General features: G+C 61.9%; 14 protein-coding genes and 1 tRNA gene. 7 read left to right on the forward strand and 8 right to left on the reverse strand.

Annotated features, from left to right (window positions below; genetic code table 11):
- Positions 1-125 precede the first annotated feature (125 nt).
- A complete protein-coding gene (locus AC1DXU_RS13190) occupies positions 126-1,946 on the forward strand; it encodes an extracellular solute-binding protein (protein WP_477369062.1) in 1,821 nt (606 codons plus the stop codon).
- Positions 1,947-1,970: 24 nt separating this feature from the next.
- Positions 1,971-2,651 carry a DsbA family oxidoreductase gene (locus AC1DXU_RS13195; protein ID WP_477369064.1) on the forward strand — a complete coding sequence of 227 codons (681 nt, stop codon included), beginning with the start codon at positions 1,971-1,973 and terminating at the stop codon, positions 2,649-2,651.
- 124 nt (positions 2,652-2,775) lie between these two features.
- On the opposite strand, the gene AC1DXU_RS13200 is transcribed toward AC1DXU_RS13195, so the two are convergent.
- Entirely contained in the window at positions 2,776-2,949 is a 174-nt protein-coding gene (locus AC1DXU_RS13200) for a hypothetical protein (RefSeq protein ID WP_477369066.1), read from the reverse strand.
- Complete coding sequence (locus tag AC1DXU_RS13205; RefSeq protein ID WP_477369068.1) at positions 2,946-3,209, reverse strand: hypothetical protein; 264 nt, start codon at positions 3,207-3,209, stop codon at positions 2,946-2,948. The genes AC1DXU_RS13200 and AC1DXU_RS13205 overlap by 4 nt, the downstream gene beginning before the upstream one ends.
- 594 nt (positions 3,210-3,803) lie before the next feature.
- Between AC1DXU_RS13205 and AC1DXU_RS13210 the strand changes: the two genes are divergently transcribed.
- Entirely contained in the window at positions 3,804-5,690 is a 1,887-nt protein-coding gene (locus AC1DXU_RS13210) for an ABC transporter ATP-binding protein/permease (RefSeq protein ID WP_477369070.1), read from the forward strand.
- Between the two features lie 290 nt (positions 5,691-5,980).
- Positions 5,981-7,345 (forward strand): magnesium transporter, encoded by a 1,365-nt coding sequence (gene mgtE / locus AC1DXU_RS13215; protein WP_477369073.1) that lies wholly within the window; start codon positions 5,981-5,983, stop codon positions 7,343-7,345.
- Positions 7,346-7,564: 219 nt separating this feature from the next.
- On the opposite strand, the gene gor is transcribed toward mgtE, so the two are convergent.
- The 3 genes from gor to rpiA form a co-directional block, all read right to left on the reverse strand.
- Positions 7,565-8,956 (reverse strand): glutathione-disulfide reductase, encoded by a 1,392-nt coding sequence (gor, locus tag AC1DXU_RS13220; RefSeq protein ID WP_477369075.1) that lies wholly within the window; start codon positions 8,954-8,956, stop codon positions 7,565-7,567.
- A gap of 123 nt (positions 8,957-9,079) precedes the next feature.
- Complete coding sequence (locus AC1DXU_RS13225) at positions 9,080-9,688, reverse strand: DUF2059 domain-containing protein (protein ID WP_477369077.1); 609 nt, start codon at positions 9,686-9,688, stop codon at positions 9,080-9,082.
- Positions 9,675-10,406, reverse strand: coding sequence for a ribose-5-phosphate isomerase RpiA (gene rpiA / locus AC1DXU_RS13230; RefSeq protein WP_477369079.1), 732 nt, complete (start codon positions 10,404-10,406; stop codon positions 9,675-9,677). The genes AC1DXU_RS13225 and rpiA overlap by 14 nt, the downstream gene beginning before the upstream one ends.
- 149 nt (positions 10,407-10,555) lie before the next feature.
- Between rpiA and AC1DXU_RS13235 the strand changes: the two genes are divergently transcribed.
- The 3 genes from AC1DXU_RS13235 to AC1DXU_RS13245 all read left to right on the forward strand — a co-directional run bounded on the left by AC1DXU_RS13235 (position 10,556) and on the right by AC1DXU_RS13245 (position 12,915).
- On the forward strand, positions 10,556-11,242 hold the full coding sequence (locus tag AC1DXU_RS13235; protein WP_477369081.1) for a phosphoglycolate phosphatase: 687 nt from the start codon (positions 10,556-10,558) through the stop codon (positions 11,240-11,242).
- Positions 11,243-11,382: 140 nt separating this feature from the next.
- Positions 11,383-11,457 (forward strand) — tRNA-Val (locus AC1DXU_RS13240).
- A gap of 651 nt (positions 11,458-12,108) precedes the next feature.
- Positions 12,109-12,915 (forward strand): hypothetical protein, encoded by an 807-nt coding sequence (locus tag AC1DXU_RS13245; protein WP_477369083.1) that lies wholly within the window; start codon positions 12,109-12,111, stop codon positions 12,913-12,915.
- Positions 12,916-13,077: 162 nt separating this feature from the next.
- Here AC1DXU_RS13245 and AC1DXU_RS13250 read toward each other — a convergent pair whose 3' ends face one another.
- The 3 genes from AC1DXU_RS13250 to AC1DXU_RS13260 all read right to left on the reverse strand — a co-directional run bounded on the left by AC1DXU_RS13250 (position 13,078) and on the right by AC1DXU_RS13260 (position 18,659).
- Positions 13,078-13,350 (reverse strand): hypothetical protein, encoded by a 273-nt coding sequence (locus AC1DXU_RS13250; protein ID WP_477369085.1) that lies wholly within the window; start codon positions 13,348-13,350, stop codon positions 13,078-13,080.
- Positions 13,351-13,477: 127 nt separating this feature from the next.
- Positions 13,478-15,001, reverse strand: a complete 1,524-nt coding sequence (locus AC1DXU_RS13255) for an MBL fold metallo-hydrolase (protein ID WP_477369087.1) — start codon at positions 14,999-15,001, stop codon at positions 13,478-13,480.
- Positions 14,994-18,659, reverse strand: coding sequence for a S8 family serine peptidase (locus AC1DXU_RS13260; RefSeq protein WP_477369089.1), 3,666 nt, complete (start codon positions 18,657-18,659; stop codon positions 14,994-14,996). The genes AC1DXU_RS13255 and AC1DXU_RS13260 overlap by 8 nt, the downstream gene beginning before the upstream one ends.
- Positions 18,660-18,733 lie beyond the last annotated feature (74 nt).

Genomic DNA, 18,733 nt, shown 5'->3' on the forward strand with positions numbered 1-18,733 from the left:
GGCCGAATCCAGCCCGGCGCCTGCAATTCTTGGCGGTGCGATTGGCCGGCGGAATGGTTCAACTTGGCCATCCTTTGCTCTAGGGTGCACTGCGAATCATCAAGCCGCCCAGTAAGGAGACGGTCATGGACCGCGTTCTTGTTTGGCTGATCGCCGCCCTCTCGTTTCTCAACCTTTCGCTCCAGCCGGCCGCATCAGAACCGAAGCACGCGATCGCCATGCATGGCGAGCCGGCGCTGTCCGCCGACTATACACATTTCAATTACGTCAATCCCGACGCGCCGAAGGGCGGCAGCATCACCTATTGCGTCGTCGGCAGTTTCGACAATCTCAACCCGTTCATCGTGAAAAGCCTGCGCACCACGGCACGCGGCATGATGGACCAGAACTACGGCAATCTCGTCTTCGAGCCATTGATGAAGCGCAACGACGATGAGCCCTTCAGCCTCTACGGCCTGCTCGCCGACACCGCCGACATGGATCCCGAGCGCAAGAGCATCGAATTCCACCTCGATCCCAAGGCCAAATGGTCCGACGGCCAGCCGGTGACGCCGGAAGACGTGCTGTTCACCTATGACGTCTACACCGACAAGGGCCGGCCGCCTTACAGCCAGCGCATGAGCCTGATCGCCAAGCTCGAAAAAACCGGCGACCACAGCGTGCGCTTCACTTTCAATGAAAAGGCAAATCGCGAAACTCCATTGATCATCGCGCTGACACCGATTCTGCCCAAGCACGCTTTCGACAAGGAAACCTTCGACAAGACAACGCTGAAACCCTTGATCGGCAGCGGGCCTTACACGGTGGCGCAAGTGCAGCCGGGACAGCGCATCGTGTTCAAGCGCAACCCGGATTATTGGGGCAAGGACATCCCTTCCAAGCGCGGCTTCGACAATTACGACCAGATCACCATCGAATATTTCCTCAACGCCAACGCCAAGCTCGAAGCGTTCAAGAAGGGCATCTGCGCCATCGACGACGAGAGCGATCCGGTCAAGCGCGAGCGCGACCTCGACTTCCCCGCCTTCCACAAGGGCGATGTGGTCGCCGAGACCTTCGACACCGGCATCCCGCCTGTGGTCACCGGGTTCCTGTTCAACACCAGGCTGCAGAAGTTTTCCAACCCCACCGTGCGGCGCGCGCTCGGCATGCTCTATGACTTCGAGTGGGCCAACAAGAACCTGTTCGGCGGCAAATACACGCGCACCATGAGTTTTTGGCAGAACTCGGAACTTTCCGCGCTCGGCCATCCGGCTGACGACAGGGAAAAGGCCCTGCTGGCGCCCTACCCGGGCCGCGTGCCGGCCGATGTCATCGACGGCACGTACCGGCCACCGGTCACTGACGGCTCGGGCCAGGACCGCAAGGTGCTAAGGGCCGCCTTCGACCTGTTGAAAAGCGTGGGCTACACCGTGCAGGACGGCGTGATGCTCGATCCCGAGGGAAAGCCTTTCGCTTTCGAGATCCTGACGTCCTCGCAGGACGAGGAACGCCTTGCCGCCATCTATCAGCGTACGCTGGAGAAAATCGGCATCGAGGTCAGTATCCGCAGCCTCGAGGGCGACCAGATCCAGTCGCGCAAGCAGCGTTTTGATTTCGACGTTCTCATCGGCTCGGGCGGTTTCAACAACTCGCTTTCGCCAGGCATCGAGCAGCTTGGGCGCTGGGGATCCGCGTCTGCCAAGGCGGAAGGGTCCTTCAACCTTGCCGGCGTTGCCGACCCGGCGGTCGACGCTGCGCTGGACGCAATGCTCAATGCCCGCAGCCGCGAAGACTATGTAGCGGCTGTCCGTGTCCTCGACAGGCTGCTGATCTCGGGCAACTATGTGGTGCCGATGCAGCACAACACGCAGCAATGGATTGCCTACTGGAACTATCTGGAACATCCGCAAAAGACGCCCCTGGCCGGCTATGAACTGCCAAGCTGGTGGCGCAAGGCGAATTGAACTTTCGCGACAGGAGATCAAGGAATGAGCGAACTGAACTCGATCACCGTCGATGTGGTGTCCGATGTCGTCTGCCCATGGTGCTTCATCGGCCAGAAGCGGCTCGACAAGGCGATTGCCGCCGCCGGCGATGTCGACGTGCATATACGCTGGCGGCCGTTTCAGCTCGACCCGACCATTCCGCCGCAAGGCAAGGACCGTCGTGAATACATGCTGGGCAAGTTCGGCAGCGAGCAGCGCATCCGCGAAATCCATGCCCGCATCGAGCCGCTGGGCGAGGCAGAAGGGATCAACTTCGCATTCGATGCCATCAAGGTCGCGCCCAACACGCTGGACGCGCATCGCGTCATCCGCTGGGCGGGTGCGGCCGGCGAGGCCGTGCAGAACCGGCTGGTACGGCGGCTGTTCCAGCTCAATTTCGAGGAAGGCGTCAACATCGGCGATCATGCCGTGCTGATCGAGGCCGCCCGCGAGGCCGGCATGGATGCCGCCGTGGTGGAGACGCTGTTGCCGACCGATGCCGATGTCGAGGCGGTGCGCACCGAAATCGCCACCGCTTCGCGCATGGGCATTACGGGCGTGCCGTGCTTCCTGCTAGAAGGCAAATATGCGGTAATGGGTGCGCAGGACGCCGATACGCTCGCCGACGCCATTCGCCAGGTTGCGGCGGCAAAGGCGAAGGGCGAGTTGGAAAAGGCCGGCTAGAGCCTTTTCCATCCCGATGGAATCGGGACGGGGTTCTATCTCTTTGTTTGAGCATGATCTCTCGACAAAACGGTTCTCGTTTGTCCGAGAAAACCGGATTCCTCTTTTCGGGATCATGCTTAGACTAGTTCACCGTCACCTTCGCCTTGCTGACGAAGAAGCCATGGCCGTTGGAGCCGGTGCAGGTCAAGCCCCTGGTTGACGACTCGCACTTGAACGGCGCTTTGCTCCAGCTGTTTCCATAGGCCAGCTTGGCGACATCGCTGCAGCAGCCTTGCTCGCCGGGGTTCTTGATCAATGTCGCCGGCCCTTTGGCCCGAGGATGACAGTGATGTAGCTCGGCTCGACGCGGGAGCAACTCAGTTCCGGACCGCCATCCTTCGGCTCATAGGTGCTGGTGCCGCCCTTCGGCGTGTAGATGCAGCCGATATTTCCTGACGGAGCGTTGAACTCGACCTGCCCGTCAGCGCTCGCCGGAATGGTCTGTTCGGCGGCATGCGCCAAAGGCAGCCAGGCCAAGGCCGCAAGCGTCGCGACTGAAAACGTCCGTGTAGACATGGAAGCCCCCTCAATCCGAATGCGCCGCATCAGGTTCGATCCGGATGGCTGCGTTGTCAAACGCGGTTTGGCGTGCATCTGGGAAAGTGCGATCTGGCGGATCGCCCCAGACGCCCGGAACCCTTCGTCCGAAACGAATCGAGGCAGATAGGGCTGCCGGCCAGCGATCACGACGGTACTCCTGATGTGGTTGGAGACAGCCAATTTGGGGGCTTGCCACTCAGCCCTTCGGAGGAGAATTGGCCGACCGGCAAGGCGGAAAGGTTCACAAAACCGTGTGAAGAGCTTCCCCAAGGGAAGGTAAAAACGATCGCCTCATCGCCGCTCAACCCATTGTAATAGATAGCAATATTCCCTTTCCGCGTGCAGGCTCCGCAGCCCGACCTGTTGCCCTACGGCAACGTTGCGTGCGCCTGTTCACAGTCGCCGGGAGAAAATTAATAGAAAATGATCAATTGGTGTTACTATCCGTAACAAAAGAAAAAAGGTTTGGGCGGGATCGTGATTCGGGTCGGCAGACCATCGCAAGAGTCAGTACCTGAAAAAACACCTGGCGATGCCGCAAGGCCGTCGTCCCTGACGCCGGTTTCCTCGATGCGCAGCTTCTGGGGGCTGATGCGGGCCTACTGGTTCTCGGACCGCTGGAAGGAAGCCTGGACACTGACGCTGGTGATTGCGCTGCTCACGGCGCTGTCAAGCAAATCCGGGGTCTGGTTCGCCGAAGCGTCGGGAGAGCTGGTCAACTCGATCGCCTTTTTCCACGATGCCGCAAACACCGCTCCGCTTGAATCACTGCTGACCAATGCCGGCATCCTCGTGCTGCTGGTCGTGCTCAAGGATGCGGGCTTTACCGGCATCCGCAGCCTCGTCTCGGCGACGCTGCATCGCAAATGGCGCGGCTGGCTGGACAGCCGGTTCAACGAAGCGCTGCTCGATACCAATCACACGCATTTCCATGCCCAGCACGGTTCGTCCGGCAACGCCGCTCCCGACAACATCGACCAGCGCGTCCAGGAATCGATCAAGGACATGACCGGCGGCGCCATCGGCCTTGCCATGGGTGTCCTGGGCGTCGCCACCTCGCTCTACTTTGTCGGTGGAGCGCTGCTGACAAACTCTGTCGAAGTAAAAGGACTTGAGTTCCTCGGCAGCTATGGCAGCGCGGTCCTGGCCTTCGTGGCGGTCGCCACCTATGTGCCGCTGAACACCTGGATCGCGGTCAAACTGGGCAGGTTGCTGGAACGGCTCAACGTCAAGATGCAGCAGTCCGAAGGCAGCTATCGCAGCGAGCTGATCACGTTCCTGCGCCGCAGTTTCCACGTCGCCGCCTCGCACGGCGAGAATGTGCAGAAAACCATGCACAGCCAGCTTTATGTCGATATCGACCGCACCTGGGCGCGGCTGAACATCGTCAACACCGGCTACAATTCGTTCGAGCTGATTTACAATTTCATCGGCGCCCGCATTGTCGCCTACGGGCCCGGCCTTGTGCCTTTCATCCACAACGGCTTCGACCTCAAGGGCTACATAACCGGCTCCGAGATGGTCAATTCGCTGATCAGTCAATGTTCGTGGTTCATCCATGTCATGCCGGCCATCGCCACGTTGCGGGCCAACAGCCAGCGCGTCACCGAGCTCGCCAACGCCATCGAAAACGTCCAGCGGCCGCAGGAATTCTACAGCCAGACCGGTCGCTCCGATTTCCGCTACGACCGCCAGAACCCGGTTTTCGGCCTGACCATCCAGAAGCTGGAACTGGCGCATCAGGGCGAAGACGCAACACCGTTCCTGAGTGCCGCGAATTTACGCTTCCGGCGTGGCGAGTGGACGTTCCTGAAGGGTGAGTCAGGTTGTGGCAAGACCTCGCTGATCAAGGCGATCAACGGCCTGTGGCCCTATGGCCGTGGCACCATCGTCTTCCCGGACGGTGTGCGCAGTTTCTTTGCCGCTCAGGAGGTCAAGCTGCAGCAGGTCTCGCTAAAACAGCTGGTCTGCCTGCCCGGCTCCGAGCACCACCACACCGACGCGCAGGTTGCGTCCGCCTTGCACAGGGCCGGCCTTGGCGATTTCATCGAACATATGGCCGACGAAAGCCGTGAGGGGAAGAACTGGGACCAGGTTCTTTCGGGTGGCCAGAAGCAGAAGCTGGTTGTCGCCCGCATCGTGCTGCAGCAACCGGGCCTGCTGTTCCTCGACGAGGCGACCGGCGCGCTCGATCCCGAAGGCAAGATCGCTTTCCACCAGGCGATCAAGGACAATTGCCCCGATGTCACGGTGATCAGCATCATGCACGAAGCCGTGCCGCCAAGATCGCTTTCGGGCGCCGAGTTCTACCACAGCGTGGTTTCGATCGCCGATGGCGTCGCCACCAAGAAGCCGCTGGTGCCGAACCTGCCTCGCGAACTCACCACCATTCTCGCGCAGCCAAGGCCGGCCGAGGACAAGTGGCTGCGATTCTCGCGCCGGCTGAAGCAGAAATAGCAGCGACGCCAAGGGCTTTGGCTGCCGTAGGCTGCCTTTGAGCGGCTGCCACCCACCGACAGCGATCACAGTCTCGCGATTGGCCTCTCCGCCGACGTTTTCGGCCGCTATCGCGATTGACTCGGCAAGAAGCGCTCCTATGTTGCGCCGGCTCGCAGAATTCCAACCTGAACCCGCGAGCAGAAAGGTCACCGCGCCATGCCTGGCGACAGTCACAGTCGAACGCAACAGCCGTCCGCCCAGACGTGACCTGACCGGTTCACGTCCTGCCGGATGGCAAGGAGTGAACCATGAACGAATTTTCCCCCGTCGCGGGCGACGATGCCGTCGCGATCGCCCGTATCCTTGCAAACGATCACGTCGCCGACGTCGTCGAGGCCCTGAACCGGGAACCTCACGAAACAGCGATAGAGTTGCTGTGTGAAGTGCCGTTCGAGCGGCTGGTCGAAATCTTCGACCAGCCGGAGCTCGACGCTGCGCCCGAGCTTGTCGAGGCGCTACCCCGCGCCAAGGCGGGCAAGCTGCTAGCCGCCATGTCGGTCGACCGCGCCGCCGACCTGCTGCGCGAGCTGGAGGAGCCGGCCCGCTCCGAGCTGCTCGGCGGGCTTGCGCCGCCGCTGCGGGCGACGCTTCTGGCCATTCTGGGCTATCCCGAAGGCAGTGCTGCGTCGCTGATGACGACGGAGTTCGTCAGCGTGCCCGCGGACTGGACCGTGGGCCGGACGCTGGACTACATCCGCAAGGTAGAGCGGACGCGCGAAACCATCTACGCCATCTACATTGTCGATCCGCAGACGCATGTCCTGGTGCGCTCGACCGGCCTGCGCCGGCTGATCACCGGCGAGCCGGACGATCTGGTGATGGATGTCGCGCTGGATCGCGCGCCGGTCACGGTCTCGCCGCTGACCGACCGCGAAAACGTGGCGCAGCTGATCTCGAAATACGATCTGCTCGCCGTTCCGGTCGTCGACCACGGCAAGATCCTCGGCATCGTCACCGTCGACGACATCATCGATACGATGGTCGAGCAGACGACCGAGGACGTGCATCGTTTCGGCGGCATGGAAGCTCTGGACGAGCCCTACATGAAGATGAGCTTTCTGGCCATGATCCAGAAACGTGGCGGCTGGCTGTGCGCGCTGTTCATCTCAGAGATGCTGACCGCCAATGCGATGCAAAGCTATGAGGGCGAGCTGCAAAAGGCGATCGTGCTGACCCTGTTCATCCCGCTGATCATGAGCTCCGGCGGCAATTCCGGTTCGCAGGCGACCTCGCTGGTCATCCGGGCGCTGGCGCTGCGCGAGATCGGTCTTGGCGACTGGTGGCGGGTCGCCTTGCGCGAGCTGCCCACCGGCCTCGTGCTGGGGGCGATGCTTGGCGTGGTCGGCATCTGCCGCATCTCGCTGTGGCAATATATGGGCTTCTACGACTACGGCCCGCACTGGCCGCTGATCGCCACCACGGTCGGCGCGGCACTGGTTGGCATCGTCACCTTCGGCTCGCTGTCGGGGTCGATGCTGCCGTTCGCGCTGAAACGCATCGGCTTCGACCCGGCCAGCGCATCGGCCCCGTTCGTGGCCACGCTGGTCGATGTCACCGGCCTGGTGATCTATTTCTCGGTGGCGATGGTGATCCTGCGCGGCACGCTGCTGTAGGGTGTGTGCTGATATTCAGGTGATGCAGAGCTACGAATGGCGGTTTTCTGCGCTTCCGGCCTTCGCCGGCCGAAGCACTCACAAGTGCGGCGGTAACTAAGGCTACGGCCGGCGTAGGCCGGTGCTCACGTACTTTAGTACGCTCCGCTCCGGTTCTCGAAAGCCACCATTCTCGGCTCGGCCTGACTTGAATCTCAACACACCCCTCAGCGTTCTAAATCAATCGACCCGCACGCCGTCCTTCACCCGGTAGGTCGGCTTGTACATGGTGACGAGTTCCTCCGCTGCCGTCGGATGCACGGCCATGGTACGGTCGAAATCGTCCTTGGTCAGCCCGGCCTTCAGCGGGATGGCGAGAAGCTGCGCCATCTCGCCGGCATCCGGCCCGAGGATATGGGCGCCGAGCACCTTTTTCGAGGCGCCGTCGACCACCAGCTTCATCAGCATCTTTTCGTCGCGCCCCGACAGCGTGTGGCGCATCGGCCGGAAGGTGGCGCGGTAGATTTCGATGTCGGCAAAGCGCTTGACGGCCTCGTCCTCCGACAGGCCGACGGTGCCGATCTCCGGCTGGGAGAAGACCGCGGTGGCGATGGTGTCGTGATCGGGCGCAGTCGGATTGCCCTTGAAGGCGGTTTCGATGAAACACATCGCCTCGTGGATCGCCACCGGCGTCAATTGCACGCGGTTGGTGACGTCGCCGATCGCCCAGATGTTGTCTACGTTGGTGCGCGAGTATTTGTCGACCTTGATGGCGCCGGTCTGGCCGAGTTCGACGCCGACACCTTCCAGGCCCATGTTCTCGGTGTTGGGAATGCGGCCGATGGCGAGCATGACCTGGTCGACCGTCAATATCTTGCCGCCGGTGACCAGCGCATCGAGCCGGCCGTCCGGCCGCTTGCGGATCCATTCGGACACGGCGTGGCAGAGGATCTTGATCCCCTTCTTTTCCATCGTCTCGTGCAGCATGCGCCGCAGGTCCATGTCGAAGCGCGAGAGGATCTCCTTGCCGCGATAGACCAGCGTGGTGTCGACGCCCAGCCCATGAAAGATGTTGGCGAATTCGACGGCGATATAGCCGCCGCCCTCGATCATGATCGCCTTTGGCAGCTGCTTGAGATCAAAGGCCTCGTTGGAAAAGATGCAGTGTTCATGACCGGGCAGCGCCGGATGCGGCGCCGGACGGCCGCCGGTGGCGATGAGGATCTGGTCGGCGGTGACAGTGCGGTCCTCACCCAGCAGATGCACCACATGCTTGTCTACCAGCATGGCGCGCGAATGGAACGTCTCGCCGCCGGCGCCCTTGACGTTCTTCTCGTAGATCGCCTCCAGCCGGCTGATCTCACGATCCTTGTTGGCGACCAGCGTCTGCCAGTCGAAGCTCGCCTCGGGCACCGTCCAGCCATAGCCGGCAGCGTCGGCGAAATGTTCGGGGAACTGCGAAGCATAGACGTAGAGCTTTTTCGGCACGCAGCCGCGGATGACGCAGGTGCCGCCATAGCGGAATTCCTCGGCGATGCCGACACGCTTGCCGAGGGCTGCCGCGACACGGGCCGCCCTCACCCCGCCGGAACCGCCGCCGATGACGAAAAGATCGTAGTCGTAACCGGCCATGACGAGGCTCCCGAAGCGCGATGAACTTGCGCCACAGGTAGGCTGCAAACTGGCAAAAGAAAAGCCCGGACAAAGCCGGGCTTTCTTGGTCCAGCGACGAGAACGCCGCTTGGAAAAAAGGGATCAGTTGGCTGGCGCTGCGCCATCGGCAGGAGCCGCACCGTCGGCGGGGGCGGCGCCATCGGCAGGCGCAGTGGCGTCAGCCGGCGCCGGTGCTGCCGGCGCCTTGGCTTTCGCGGCCGCGGCCAGCGCTTCACCAACCTGCTGGGCGAGATCGCGGCCGACGCCGTTCTGCCAGATGTCGGCGGCCTTCACCAGTTCACGCGTCACGACCGGGCCATTGTCGAGCAGCTTCTTGCCGGCATCGGAATTGTAGAAGGCGGCGATGTCGGTGAGTTCCTTTTCGGAAAACACCTTGGCATAGGCGAGGGCTGCTTCCTTTTCGAGATCGGTGCGGCGCGAGGCCAGCGCCAAGGCCTTCTCGGCGACCGTCTTGCTGATCAGCTCTTCCATGTCGGGGTTCTTCTGAATCAGCTGCTGCTCGAGCGCGGCAGCGCCCTGCGGCAGGATGTTGTCGAACGGGTCCGTTGCGTGGATCGCAGCCACTGCGGCGCGCGCGGCCTTCAGATGCGCTTCGGTGACGTCCTGCGAGAACGCCGGCGACGAAAACGCAAAGACAGCCGAGGCCACCAGAATGGCGGAAAGGCTGCGAACCCGGTTATGCAACATCATGATCGGTAGAACTCCCTGGTTTTCGGGCGGCTAGGACGGTTTGGATGCCGTCGCCGCCGGCGATGATGGCCGCTGACGCCAGCCCGATGAAAAGACCGTGCTCGACCACACCAGGAATGGCATGGAGAGCATTCGAAAGCGCTCTTGTATCCGGAATGCGGCCAAAAGATGCATCGAGGATAAAATGGCCGCCGTCTGTAACAAAAGGCTGGCTCCCCGTCATCCTCAATGTAACCGGGCCGGAAAGACCGAGGCTTTGCGCCGCCGCACCGACCGCGATTTCAGTGGCGCGCAGGCCAAATTGATTGACTTCGATCGGCAGCGGAAAACGGCCGAGCGTCTCGACCATCTTTGAGCGGTCGGCAATGACGATCATGCGCTGGGATGCCGCCGCGACGATCTTTTCGCGCAGCAGCGCGCCGCCACCGCCCTTGACCAGGGTCAGCGCCGGGTCGACCTCGTCGGCGCCGTCGATGGTGAGGTCGAGTTCCGGCGTTTCCTCCAGCGTCGACAGCGGCACGCCAAGCTCGCGGCACAGGATGGCGGTGCGCTCGGAAGTCGGCACGCCGACAACGGTCAACCCTGTCGCAACTTTCTCGGCCAGCAGCCGCACGAATTCCTCAGCCGTGGTGCCCGTGCCGATGCCGAGCCGCATGCCATCGGTGACATGGGCAAGGGCTGCCCGCGCAGCCTCGACCTTCAGTTGCCTCGCATCCATGCCTGCCCCGGTTTTCGCTTGTTTGCGCGCTCGTAGCATTTTTGCCCGTGTGGTCAAAGGCTTTGCCTGTGGAGCAAGCAAGCCTGCTTGCCTGAAGGAGCCGTAGCCGCTATCGCCTGCCGGCAACGCATTTCGCAACAGGACAGGCCATGACCCGACCGATCATCGTGTTCGACCTCGACGGGACGCTGGTCGACACCGCGCCGGACCTGCTCGACAGCCTCAACCACAGCCTTGCCGCCAGCGAACTCGCAGCCGTCGACGAAGCCGGCTTCAAGCGCTTTGTCGGCCAGGGCGGCCGGGTGATGATCGAGCGCGCGCATACCGCGCAGCAGAAGTCGCTTGCGGTCGAGGAGCACGACCGGCTGCTAAAACTGTTTCTTGACCACTACACCGACAACATCCCGGGCAAGTCGCGCCCCTACCCCGGCGTCGTCGAGGCCATCAACCGATTCGAGAAGGCCGGCTATCTCCTGGCCATCTGCACCAACAAATACGAGGCCAATTCCGTGGCGCTGATCGAGGCGCTCGGCCTGACCAGGCATTTCGCGGCAATCGCCGGCCAAGACACATTCGCCTTCCGCAAACCCGACCCACGCCATCTCACGCAAACCATCGCGCTGGCTGGCGGCGACCCCGATCGTGCGCTGATGGTCGGTGATTCGCAGACCGACATCGATACCGCCAAGGCCGCCGGCATTCCGGTGGTCGCCGTCGATTTCGGCTACACCGACCGCCATGTCAGTGAATTCGAGCCGTCGGCGGTGATCTCGCATTTCGACGCGTTGACGCTCGATCTGGCGGAACGGCTGATCAAGGCCGCGGCGGGACGCTGATCGGGCAAGGGTCAGCGTCACGTCGCAAACGGGGTCGAAAGGACGGCAAATCCAATCGTTGTCCGAACGCCGGACACCGCCTTGACTTCGCAACCCTGCCTCCCTTATATCGCGGCTCGCTTGGCCTTCGGGCAACGAGCGGGCGATTAGCTCAGCGGGAGAGCACACCCTTCACACGGGTGGGGTCGCAGGTTCAATCCCTGCATCGCCCACCATCCAACTATTCAAATGTTGGATGAATCGGCCTCCACGAAATACTCAAAATCACCAACTAGCGCGTAATCGCTTTTGACCCTCGCCCTGGTGCAGAATCTCGACTGGAAGAACTTCGCAACGGGTCGTAGGTCAGAGTGTTTTTTCAGGCCGTAGGTCATGATCTCATGAGCTACCTTGCCGTGGATGCCCCCAGCGCTCTTTCAAGCAGTCCAATCATTTTTATTCAATTCTCCGTTACGAGCCTCTGCAAGTCTTGCTAATAATATGACTTGCTGTTCATCTGAAAATAGCGGGGAACAAAGGAAATGAGCTGGATGATTGGGAGGAATCAATGGCGCGTCGACGGTCGATCAGTAAAAACAAATTTCACGAACTTATAGAGGACGTTTTCGGAAAAACGGAATCTATCTCTTTCAAAACGATAGCTCTTGCGGTTCCTGCGGGTCCTCAGGGATGTTGCTTGGTCGTAGTCCCAGGTGAGCCAGATTCTCGTATTAAATCAGACAAGAAGCAGTGCGATAAGATGCAGACCAAGCTAGGCAAACGTGGAACTGCCGATTGGGATCCAAATCCCTGCTAAGCCATGTGCGAAAGGCTGTCATTCATCTAGCAGCCAGAACTGTTTCTCACTCATTACTTGGAGGGAAGTCATGAGGTTATCCGTACGCTATTGCACCATTTTTGCAGCCGCTATTCTACAGGGATGCGGAAGCCCGCACTACGACGTAAAATACACTAATGACGAGCCCGACATCACGGACATCGCTACCCGCATTCAATGTGAAATCGCCGACATGTTGCGGGACAAGTCTCAAAGCAAGGACGGTAATGTTTACAACCATAGGGACAAGTTCATATTTGGCAACTACGAGATTGCGGCCTCATTAAATCTTGGCGTAACGCAGTCTATAGGAGCTACTCCGACATTCGGATTTACGCATGCTCTTGCAGCAGGGCGCATCTTCAAATTTGGTATAGGCGCGGAGTTATCTGGAAGCCGAGACGATAACATGAGTGCTACCATGTTTTTCTCTGTAGCCGAAACTGTGAAGGCGTTGAAGGATAAAGAGGCATACTTGGATTGCCCTTCAGCGACGAGCAATCTCGCGGGAGATCTCGACCTGCAATCCGTGGTGTCGGCAAACATGCCTCTGCACAATGTCGACAAAACCAAGGCAGGCGCGGCGGGACAATTTGGAAAGACGATTACGTTTACCCTGACTGAAAACCTAAATGGAGTCGGGCCTACGTGGACAATGAAAGAGGGTACTGGTCCAGGAGGATTTGGGAAAATTGGCAGGGTTTATACGAACAAACTGTCGATTGCTTTCGTAGAAGGCGCCGCACACGGAAAGCTTCCAGGACCGGGCGATAAGGATGCCGCGAGGCGGGCGCTGTCGGATATCAAGGCCGACGATCTGATACGGACCTTGAACGCGGCGAGAAGTGGCTTTTGACAGATAGGTCATTGTCGCGCCCGCGATCATAACAGCGCTGGGAAGACCGCTAGGGGCTTCCGTACCCTGATTGCCTCTTATCGAGGATGCATTTTATCCATATGACCTCTAGCCGCGCTCCACCACTAGCTTTGCTCGGCTGGCACTCCAACCCAAAACGCTTCAGCAACTACAATTCGCCCCTTCCCCGCCAAAATTCTTCTGGGCGAAATTCAGGGCACTCGAGTAGCTCGTATAGCTCTGGAACTGGCAGACATTGGAGCCGTTGCGCACCTTCATCTGCTCGAGATCCCAGAACGAAACCTCGATGCGATCGTCGGCGCAATAGACCGTGTATTTTTCAGGCTCCAGCGCTCTGGCTTTCTGCACGGGCAGGGAAAGGGCCGGAATCGACAGCATGGAAAGTGCAAGCATGACGGCATGACGCGCGCGCATAAAGAAGGCCCCCTTGAGTGATTTGCCGCGCTATTGTCGCCGCCCATCATGACATTTTTTGGCGCGCGGCCGCGCGCCGGCAACGGGGCTAGCGCCGAGCTCGGCAGCGATCCGGCTTTAGCGCCTTTCACGCCAGATCGAGTTCCACCCAAAGCCCACCCGGGCCGCGAGCGGGATCGCGCGGGGCATTGCGCACCGCAAGGATCGAGCCGGAGGGCGCGGCAAAGGCCGGCTTGCCGTTCTTGTTGGCCAGCCAGGCGTCGTCGGCGCGGATGACACGGCCGCTGGTCTTGGCGTCAAGTGCGGTCACGATGGCATCGTAGGGCATTGCGCCCCAGTGCACGTTGACAGCGTCGATCTTGTTGGTCGGAATGAAGGCCGACAGATCGGCGCTGGTCATGAGGTCGAGACCTTGCTTTGGCGGCGTCGCGTTCTGGCTGCCGTGATGGGCGACCTTCAGATAGACGGTGCGCGCCATCAGGTCGGCCGCGGTGACGGTCGCCTGCCCCTGCGGCCACTTCAGATCCTTCCAGCTCAACCAGTTGCCGATCTGGGCATCGCCGGGGAACAGAAAAACCCTGCCGGTGTCGATGAATTCGAACGCCAGCACCAGGCTGGTGTTGTTGACGCCACGGTCGAGCTGCATGGCGAGGTCGGCGGAAATGCCCAGCCAATCGGCATCGATGCGGCGCCAGGACTGGTCGGGGTCGTCATCGGGCCGGGCGATGGCAAGCGGGCCGGAATAATGGTTCCAGACAAAGGCGCCCGTGTCGCCTGGCGCATCGGCTGCCGCGCCGGCGCTCAGCGCCGCCGACAGTTCGCTGCCGACGCTGCGCTCGAAGGGGCTGAGCTCGTCGATGTAAGTTCCGTCGCTGTTTTCGTTCACCGCCACGCCGGCGTTGAGCGCCCGCGCGAACGGGCCGCCAAGGCTGAGCGGGAACATTTCGCTCGCCTTGTCCTCCAGGCGCAGCGCCGCCTTGTCGCGCGGCGGGCCAAGCACGTAGATGCGCAGATTGGGCAGCGCCGCAATGGAAGGCAATGGCCCGCCCGGTTCGAAATAGACAGGGGGCTGCTTTGCCGAAAGCTTTGCGGCGGCATCGCGCGAGGCGCGCACCCTTTCGCCCTTGGCGCCGAACTGGAAGCCGAGGACGGATTGCAGCCCGTCGCGAACGCCGGCCATGAACGGGGTCAAGCCCTGCTCGGCCTCGAGCCTCTGGCTGGCGCCCTGCAGCGCCGTCAAAGCCTGGGTCTTGAATTTGTCGAGCTCGATCGCCTCGGCATCGCCAGGGTTTTCGGTCCAGGCCATCCACACTTCGCCAACGGAAAAACCCGCGAACAATTCGTCGGAGGTCAGGAAGCCCGAAACATGGTCCCAATGCTCATGGGTGATGACGAGAACGTCGATCTTGCCGCCGGTCTCGGCCTTGATGTCAGCGACGATGTCGCCGATGAGCGCCGGGCCGCCCTTGATCGAGACGTGAATGCCGCAATCGATGAGCATTCGAAACAGCGAGCCGTCCGGCTTGGGAAAGCTCAACAGATGGCAGTCGCCGATGCCCTGGCAATAATGGCGCACGGTGACGGCCGGCTTGTTGGCCGCCGCAGGAGCGGCAGGCCGGGGTGCTCTGCGGGTTGACGGTTTTCTAGACATCGTCGTCTCCATGGCTGGCATGCAGCATGGCGAAGGGTTCCGAAACCTCGCGGCCAAAATAGAGCGTCCGCAGCGGCGACAGGAAATTCGCGGTCGCGTTCTGCGACTGGCGCTTCTGCCGCTCGGTGCTGCCGGTGTTCTTGATGATCGAATAACGGATTTCTTCCTGGCCCTGGCGCGGGTCGATGATGACGGTGGCGCCGCCGCGGAACCAGAAAAAGTCGTCGCCTTTCTTCACGCCATTCAACACCGGCGTGCCGTCAAGCCCTACCGGAACGCGCTGCTGGATGACGGCGATCACCTCGGTGCGGAAAGATCCGTCGGGCTCGACGCGACGGGTCGGTCGCACCCCGAAAATTTCGAACGTTGTCTCACCCTTGCGCGCCTTGTGCATCAGCGCGCCATGTTCGTCGTAGCGCGGCAGATCCGGCAGCAGGCCGAACTGTTTGGGAAGATCGGGGTTGGCGACAAAGGCCTGCCGCATCGCTTTCCAGAGCGTGTAGCGGTTCTTCTCGTTGAGCGCAAAAATCTCGGAGCGGTCGAGCTTCTGGTTCCAACTCAGATCGATGTCGCGCAACAAGCCGGTCAGCCAGGCCGGCGAAGGATCGTCGGGGGCGCTCCAGGCAAGCGTCTCTTCCGATATGGTGCGCACGTCGCGCGGCAACAGCTTCCATTTGCGGAAGGATTCCATGAAGGCCAGGCGATAGTGGAGCGGGTCGTCGGGGAAGGCGTCGATGTCGGCCGTGATCAGGGCGCGCAGATACTCGCCAAAGGTGATGTCGACGGTCGGGCAATAATCGAGTGCGCGAATGCACATGGTCAGCATCTGCTGCGCGGTCTTGGCGGTCTCGTCGGTGAGGCGCTCGACCAGGACGGGGTGCAGCGTGCCGGCGGGCAGCACGCCGGTTCCGCCGGTGGCCAGCTGTATCAAATCGTCGGTGCGGCGGCCGGCGATCGCCAGAAACGCCTGATAGACGGCGAACACCAGTATGGAGCCGCGGTCGTGCGGCTCAAACGTCTTGTCGTAGTCGAGATCGGCCATGCCGGCGCCGCCATAGTCGCGCAACGGCCCGGCGCGGCCGCTGCCCTCACCGAATTGTTTGGCGATGCCGGACAAAAGCGTCGCCGCCGAGACATCGCCCCTCGCCTTGGCGATCTCGAAGGAGACCAGCTCCTTGAGGGTGAAATGCTGGAACAGGGCGACGATATCGGCAAAGGCCTCGTGGAAAGCCGGTACGTCCGGGTTGGACGCTTCCTGGAAGCGCCGGTGCAGTCCGTCGAGCAGCGCATGCGACATTTCGTGAGCGACGATGTCGCTCGACAGGCAGGAAAACACCGTCGTGCCCGGCGTGGTGACGTCGCCTGCCGCGCCCTCGGCGGGGAAATAGCCGAACAGCAGGGCCTTCTTGTCGGGGCTGTAATAGGCATTTTCGGCCCGCAGCGCGTGCGGATAGATACGCAGCCGCCGCACTTCGTTGGCCTTCATCGTCATGTCGCCGGTGCGCCCGGCGGCATAGTGCGGGGCCCACAGCGCCCGACGGCCCAGTGCACGCTCGAAGTGCCCGATGGTGGTCATGGCGACGGCATAGACCATCTGCTGATGAAACTGCGGATTGCCTTCCGATGGCGGCAAGCCGTCCTGGGCGAGCAGCATCTTGTCGTTGAGGTCGACCGGATCGTAGACGCGGTTGGACGCCGGATCGACATCGACGATCTCGAGATATTCGCCGACCGGACCGGGCAGCAAGGCATTGGCGGTCGATGGCTTGTCGTCCCACGGGACGGACAGGGTTGCCTGATAGATGGAAACGGAATCGAGCCGCTTGGCCACTGACGGATCGAGCGCATAGATGCGCAGCCGGCGCTTTGGTGGCGGCAACGGTCGTGGCTTGCGCTTGATCGGCGGCGCCGGCTTCGTCGCTTTGGCGGCAACCGGCTTGGCACCCGGCCTGCCCAGCGTGCTTTCGAGAAAAGCGCGCAGCGGCTTCGACGGCTTGCCCTCATCGAGAGCGGCCTCGAGGTAGCGGTTGCGTGCGGCGGCCGAGATACCGGCTGGATGGTCATCCGGGTCGGCGATCGCCTGATCGACCGAAGCGACGGTCTGCGCCATCTGCGTCAGTTCCAGCGCAAACATCTTTCGGCGCTGTTGCTCCGCGAGCGACAAAGGCGCCACGGAATTGCCGCCACCGATGATCAAATCAAGCCAGCCCCAGGAATACTTGGCCGGTGGCAGTTTCTGTAGCTGGTTTTCGGCTCGCGGCATCACCGCGAGCGCGGCATCAGCCCGCACGACGCCTTGGCCGATCTTCTGCAAAGTCTGGGCAGCTCCCATTTGGGCCGTCGATTTGGCGGCCGCGGAAAACAGCGCGAAGCGAACAGCCTCGATGCGCATCCACGGTTGTGAATAGTTCTTCACCACATCCCAATGCTCGGCCAGCCACAGTGCGGCGGCAGCGGCGATCTGCGGGGTTGCCGCGGAGGTGCCGGAGCCGTCCATGTCGACGATCTTGGCGCAGTCGATCTCCGCCCACGGCACATTCGGCGTATAGGCGCCGAGCGCCGTCGCCATCTTCGATTGCGGCCCGTAATTGCCTTGCATGGTGCCGAAGCTGAGGCCTGAATACGCGCGGCCATCGCCCATGACCCCGCAAGCCGCCAGCACTCGGTTGTAGCGGGCTGGAAACACGATGCTGCTCGGTGTGATGGTAAAGTTGTTGCCGGCCGCGGTGACCATCACGACGCCGTTGTCGTAGGCAAGATTGACGGCGTCGACCAGGGCTTGCGAGGTGAGACCGCCCATGCTCATCGACAGCACCTGCGCGCCTTTCGAGCGGGCATAGTCGATGCCTTGCACCATGGTGCCGGTGGTGAGCCGCACCACCCAGTCGGCGATGCGCACTGGGATGATCTTGGCTTGCGGGGCGCCGCCGACGAAATCGGTGAAGCCCGGCCAATGCGGAGATGTTCCGTCGAGCCTGTTGCCGGCGAGCAGGCTGAGTGTGCCGGTGCCGTGGCCGCGATTGCTGGTCAGCGTCCCCGCCGGGGCGTGATCGGTGGCGTTGTTCGGCCCGGTGCCATCATTGACGAAATTGCGCTGCAGCGCCGTGGCCAGCCCGGCCGGCAAGGTGCGATGCGCCGGATCGAAGCCGGTGTCGAGATGGGCGATGGTGATGTTGGCCTGCTTGGCGCCGACCTTGGTGCGGGCGGCCGCGAACTGGCTGAAGGCCGCGCCCGCATTCCAGGCGACGCCGGCGGCCACGGTGGCCTGCCCGCCGCTTGGGTTCTGGTCATCGAAGGTACAGGCCGGACTGGCGCTCGCCGCCATGCCACGGTCGCCGTTGGCATCCTTGTAATCCCATTGTTGGACGAGGTCGGGCTCCACGGCCAGAACCTCGGGTCCGCCGGCTGCTCCGAAAGCCTCGCCGCGGGCGACGAGATCGTGGGCATCATCCCAGGGGTTTTGCGCGTGTTGTGCGGCAAGTCTGAGCCAGGTCGCACCGCGATCGGCGCCGGCGCCGAAATCGCTGCCGGCGGTGCCGGGCGGCACGCTCAGGATCGTCTCGACCTCGACCGCGCCGAGGCCAAGCGACCGGCTGCCTGCGGTAAAGCCGGTACCGTCGCCGCGAACCTTGATCAGGAGCCCTGTCACAAGCGCCATGGCACGCCCCACTTTCCCGAGCTGTCAAAGTAGAAAACTGCGGTACTGCTTTCAGACTGAAGCAATGCCGAGCG

It is taken from the genome of Mesorhizobium sp. P3_A10, from assembly GCF_056403175.1.

What these genes read in the sequence shown, in the direction of transcription:
- AC1DXU_RS13235 (WP_477369081.1), top strand. Translation starts at nt 10,556, where the DNA reads ATGACCCGACCGATCATCGTGTTCGACCTCGACGGGACGCTGGTCGAC.
- mgtE (WP_477369073.1), top strand. Translation starts at nt 5,981, where the DNA reads ATGAACGAATTTTCCCCCGTCGCGGGCGACGATGCCGTCGCGATCGCC.
- AC1DXU_RS13255 (WP_477369087.1), bottom strand. Translation starts at nt 15,001, where the DNA reads ATGTCTAGAAAACCGTCAACCCGCAGAGCACCCCGGCCTGCCGCTCCT.
- AC1DXU_RS13250 (WP_477369085.1), bottom strand. Translation starts at nt 13,350, where the DNA reads ATGCGCGCGCGTCATGCCGTCATGCTTGCACTTTCCATGCTGTCGATT.
- AC1DXU_RS13195 (WP_477369064.1), top strand. Translation starts at nt 1,971, where the DNA reads ATGAGCGAACTGAACTCGATCACCGTCGATGTGGTGTCCGATGTCGTC.
- AC1DXU_RS13190 (WP_477369062.1), top strand. Translation starts at nt 126, where the DNA reads ATGGACCGCGTTCTTGTTTGGCTGATCGCCGCCCTCTCGTTTCTCAAC.
- AC1DXU_RS13245 (WP_477369083.1), top strand. Translation starts at nt 12,109, where the DNA reads ATGAGGTTATCCGTACGCTATTGCACCATTTTTGCAGCCGCTATTCTA.
- gor (WP_477369075.1), bottom strand. Translation starts at nt 8,956, where the DNA reads ATGGCCGGTTACGACTACGATCTTTTCGTCATCGGCGGCGGTTCCGGC.
- AC1DXU_RS13225 (WP_477369077.1), bottom strand. Translation starts at nt 9,688, where the DNA reads ATGATGTTGCATAACCGGGTTCGCAGCCTTTCCGCCATTCTGGTGGCC.
- AC1DXU_RS13205 (WP_477369068.1), bottom strand. Translation starts at nt 3,209, where the DNA reads ATGTCTACACGGACGTTTTCAGTCGCGACGCTTGCGGCCTTGGCCTGG.
- AC1DXU_RS13210 (WP_477369070.1), top strand. Translation starts at nt 3,804, where the DNA reads ATGCGCAGCTTCTGGGGGCTGATGCGGGCCTACTGGTTCTCGGACCGC.
- AC1DXU_RS13260 (WP_477369089.1), bottom strand. Translation starts at nt 18,659, where the DNA reads ATGGCGCTTGTGACAGGGCTCCTGATCAAGGTTCGCGGCGACGGTACC.
- rpiA (WP_477369079.1), bottom strand. Translation starts at nt 10,406, where the DNA reads ATGGATGCGAGGCAACTGAAGGTCGAGGCTGCGCGGGCAGCCCTTGCC.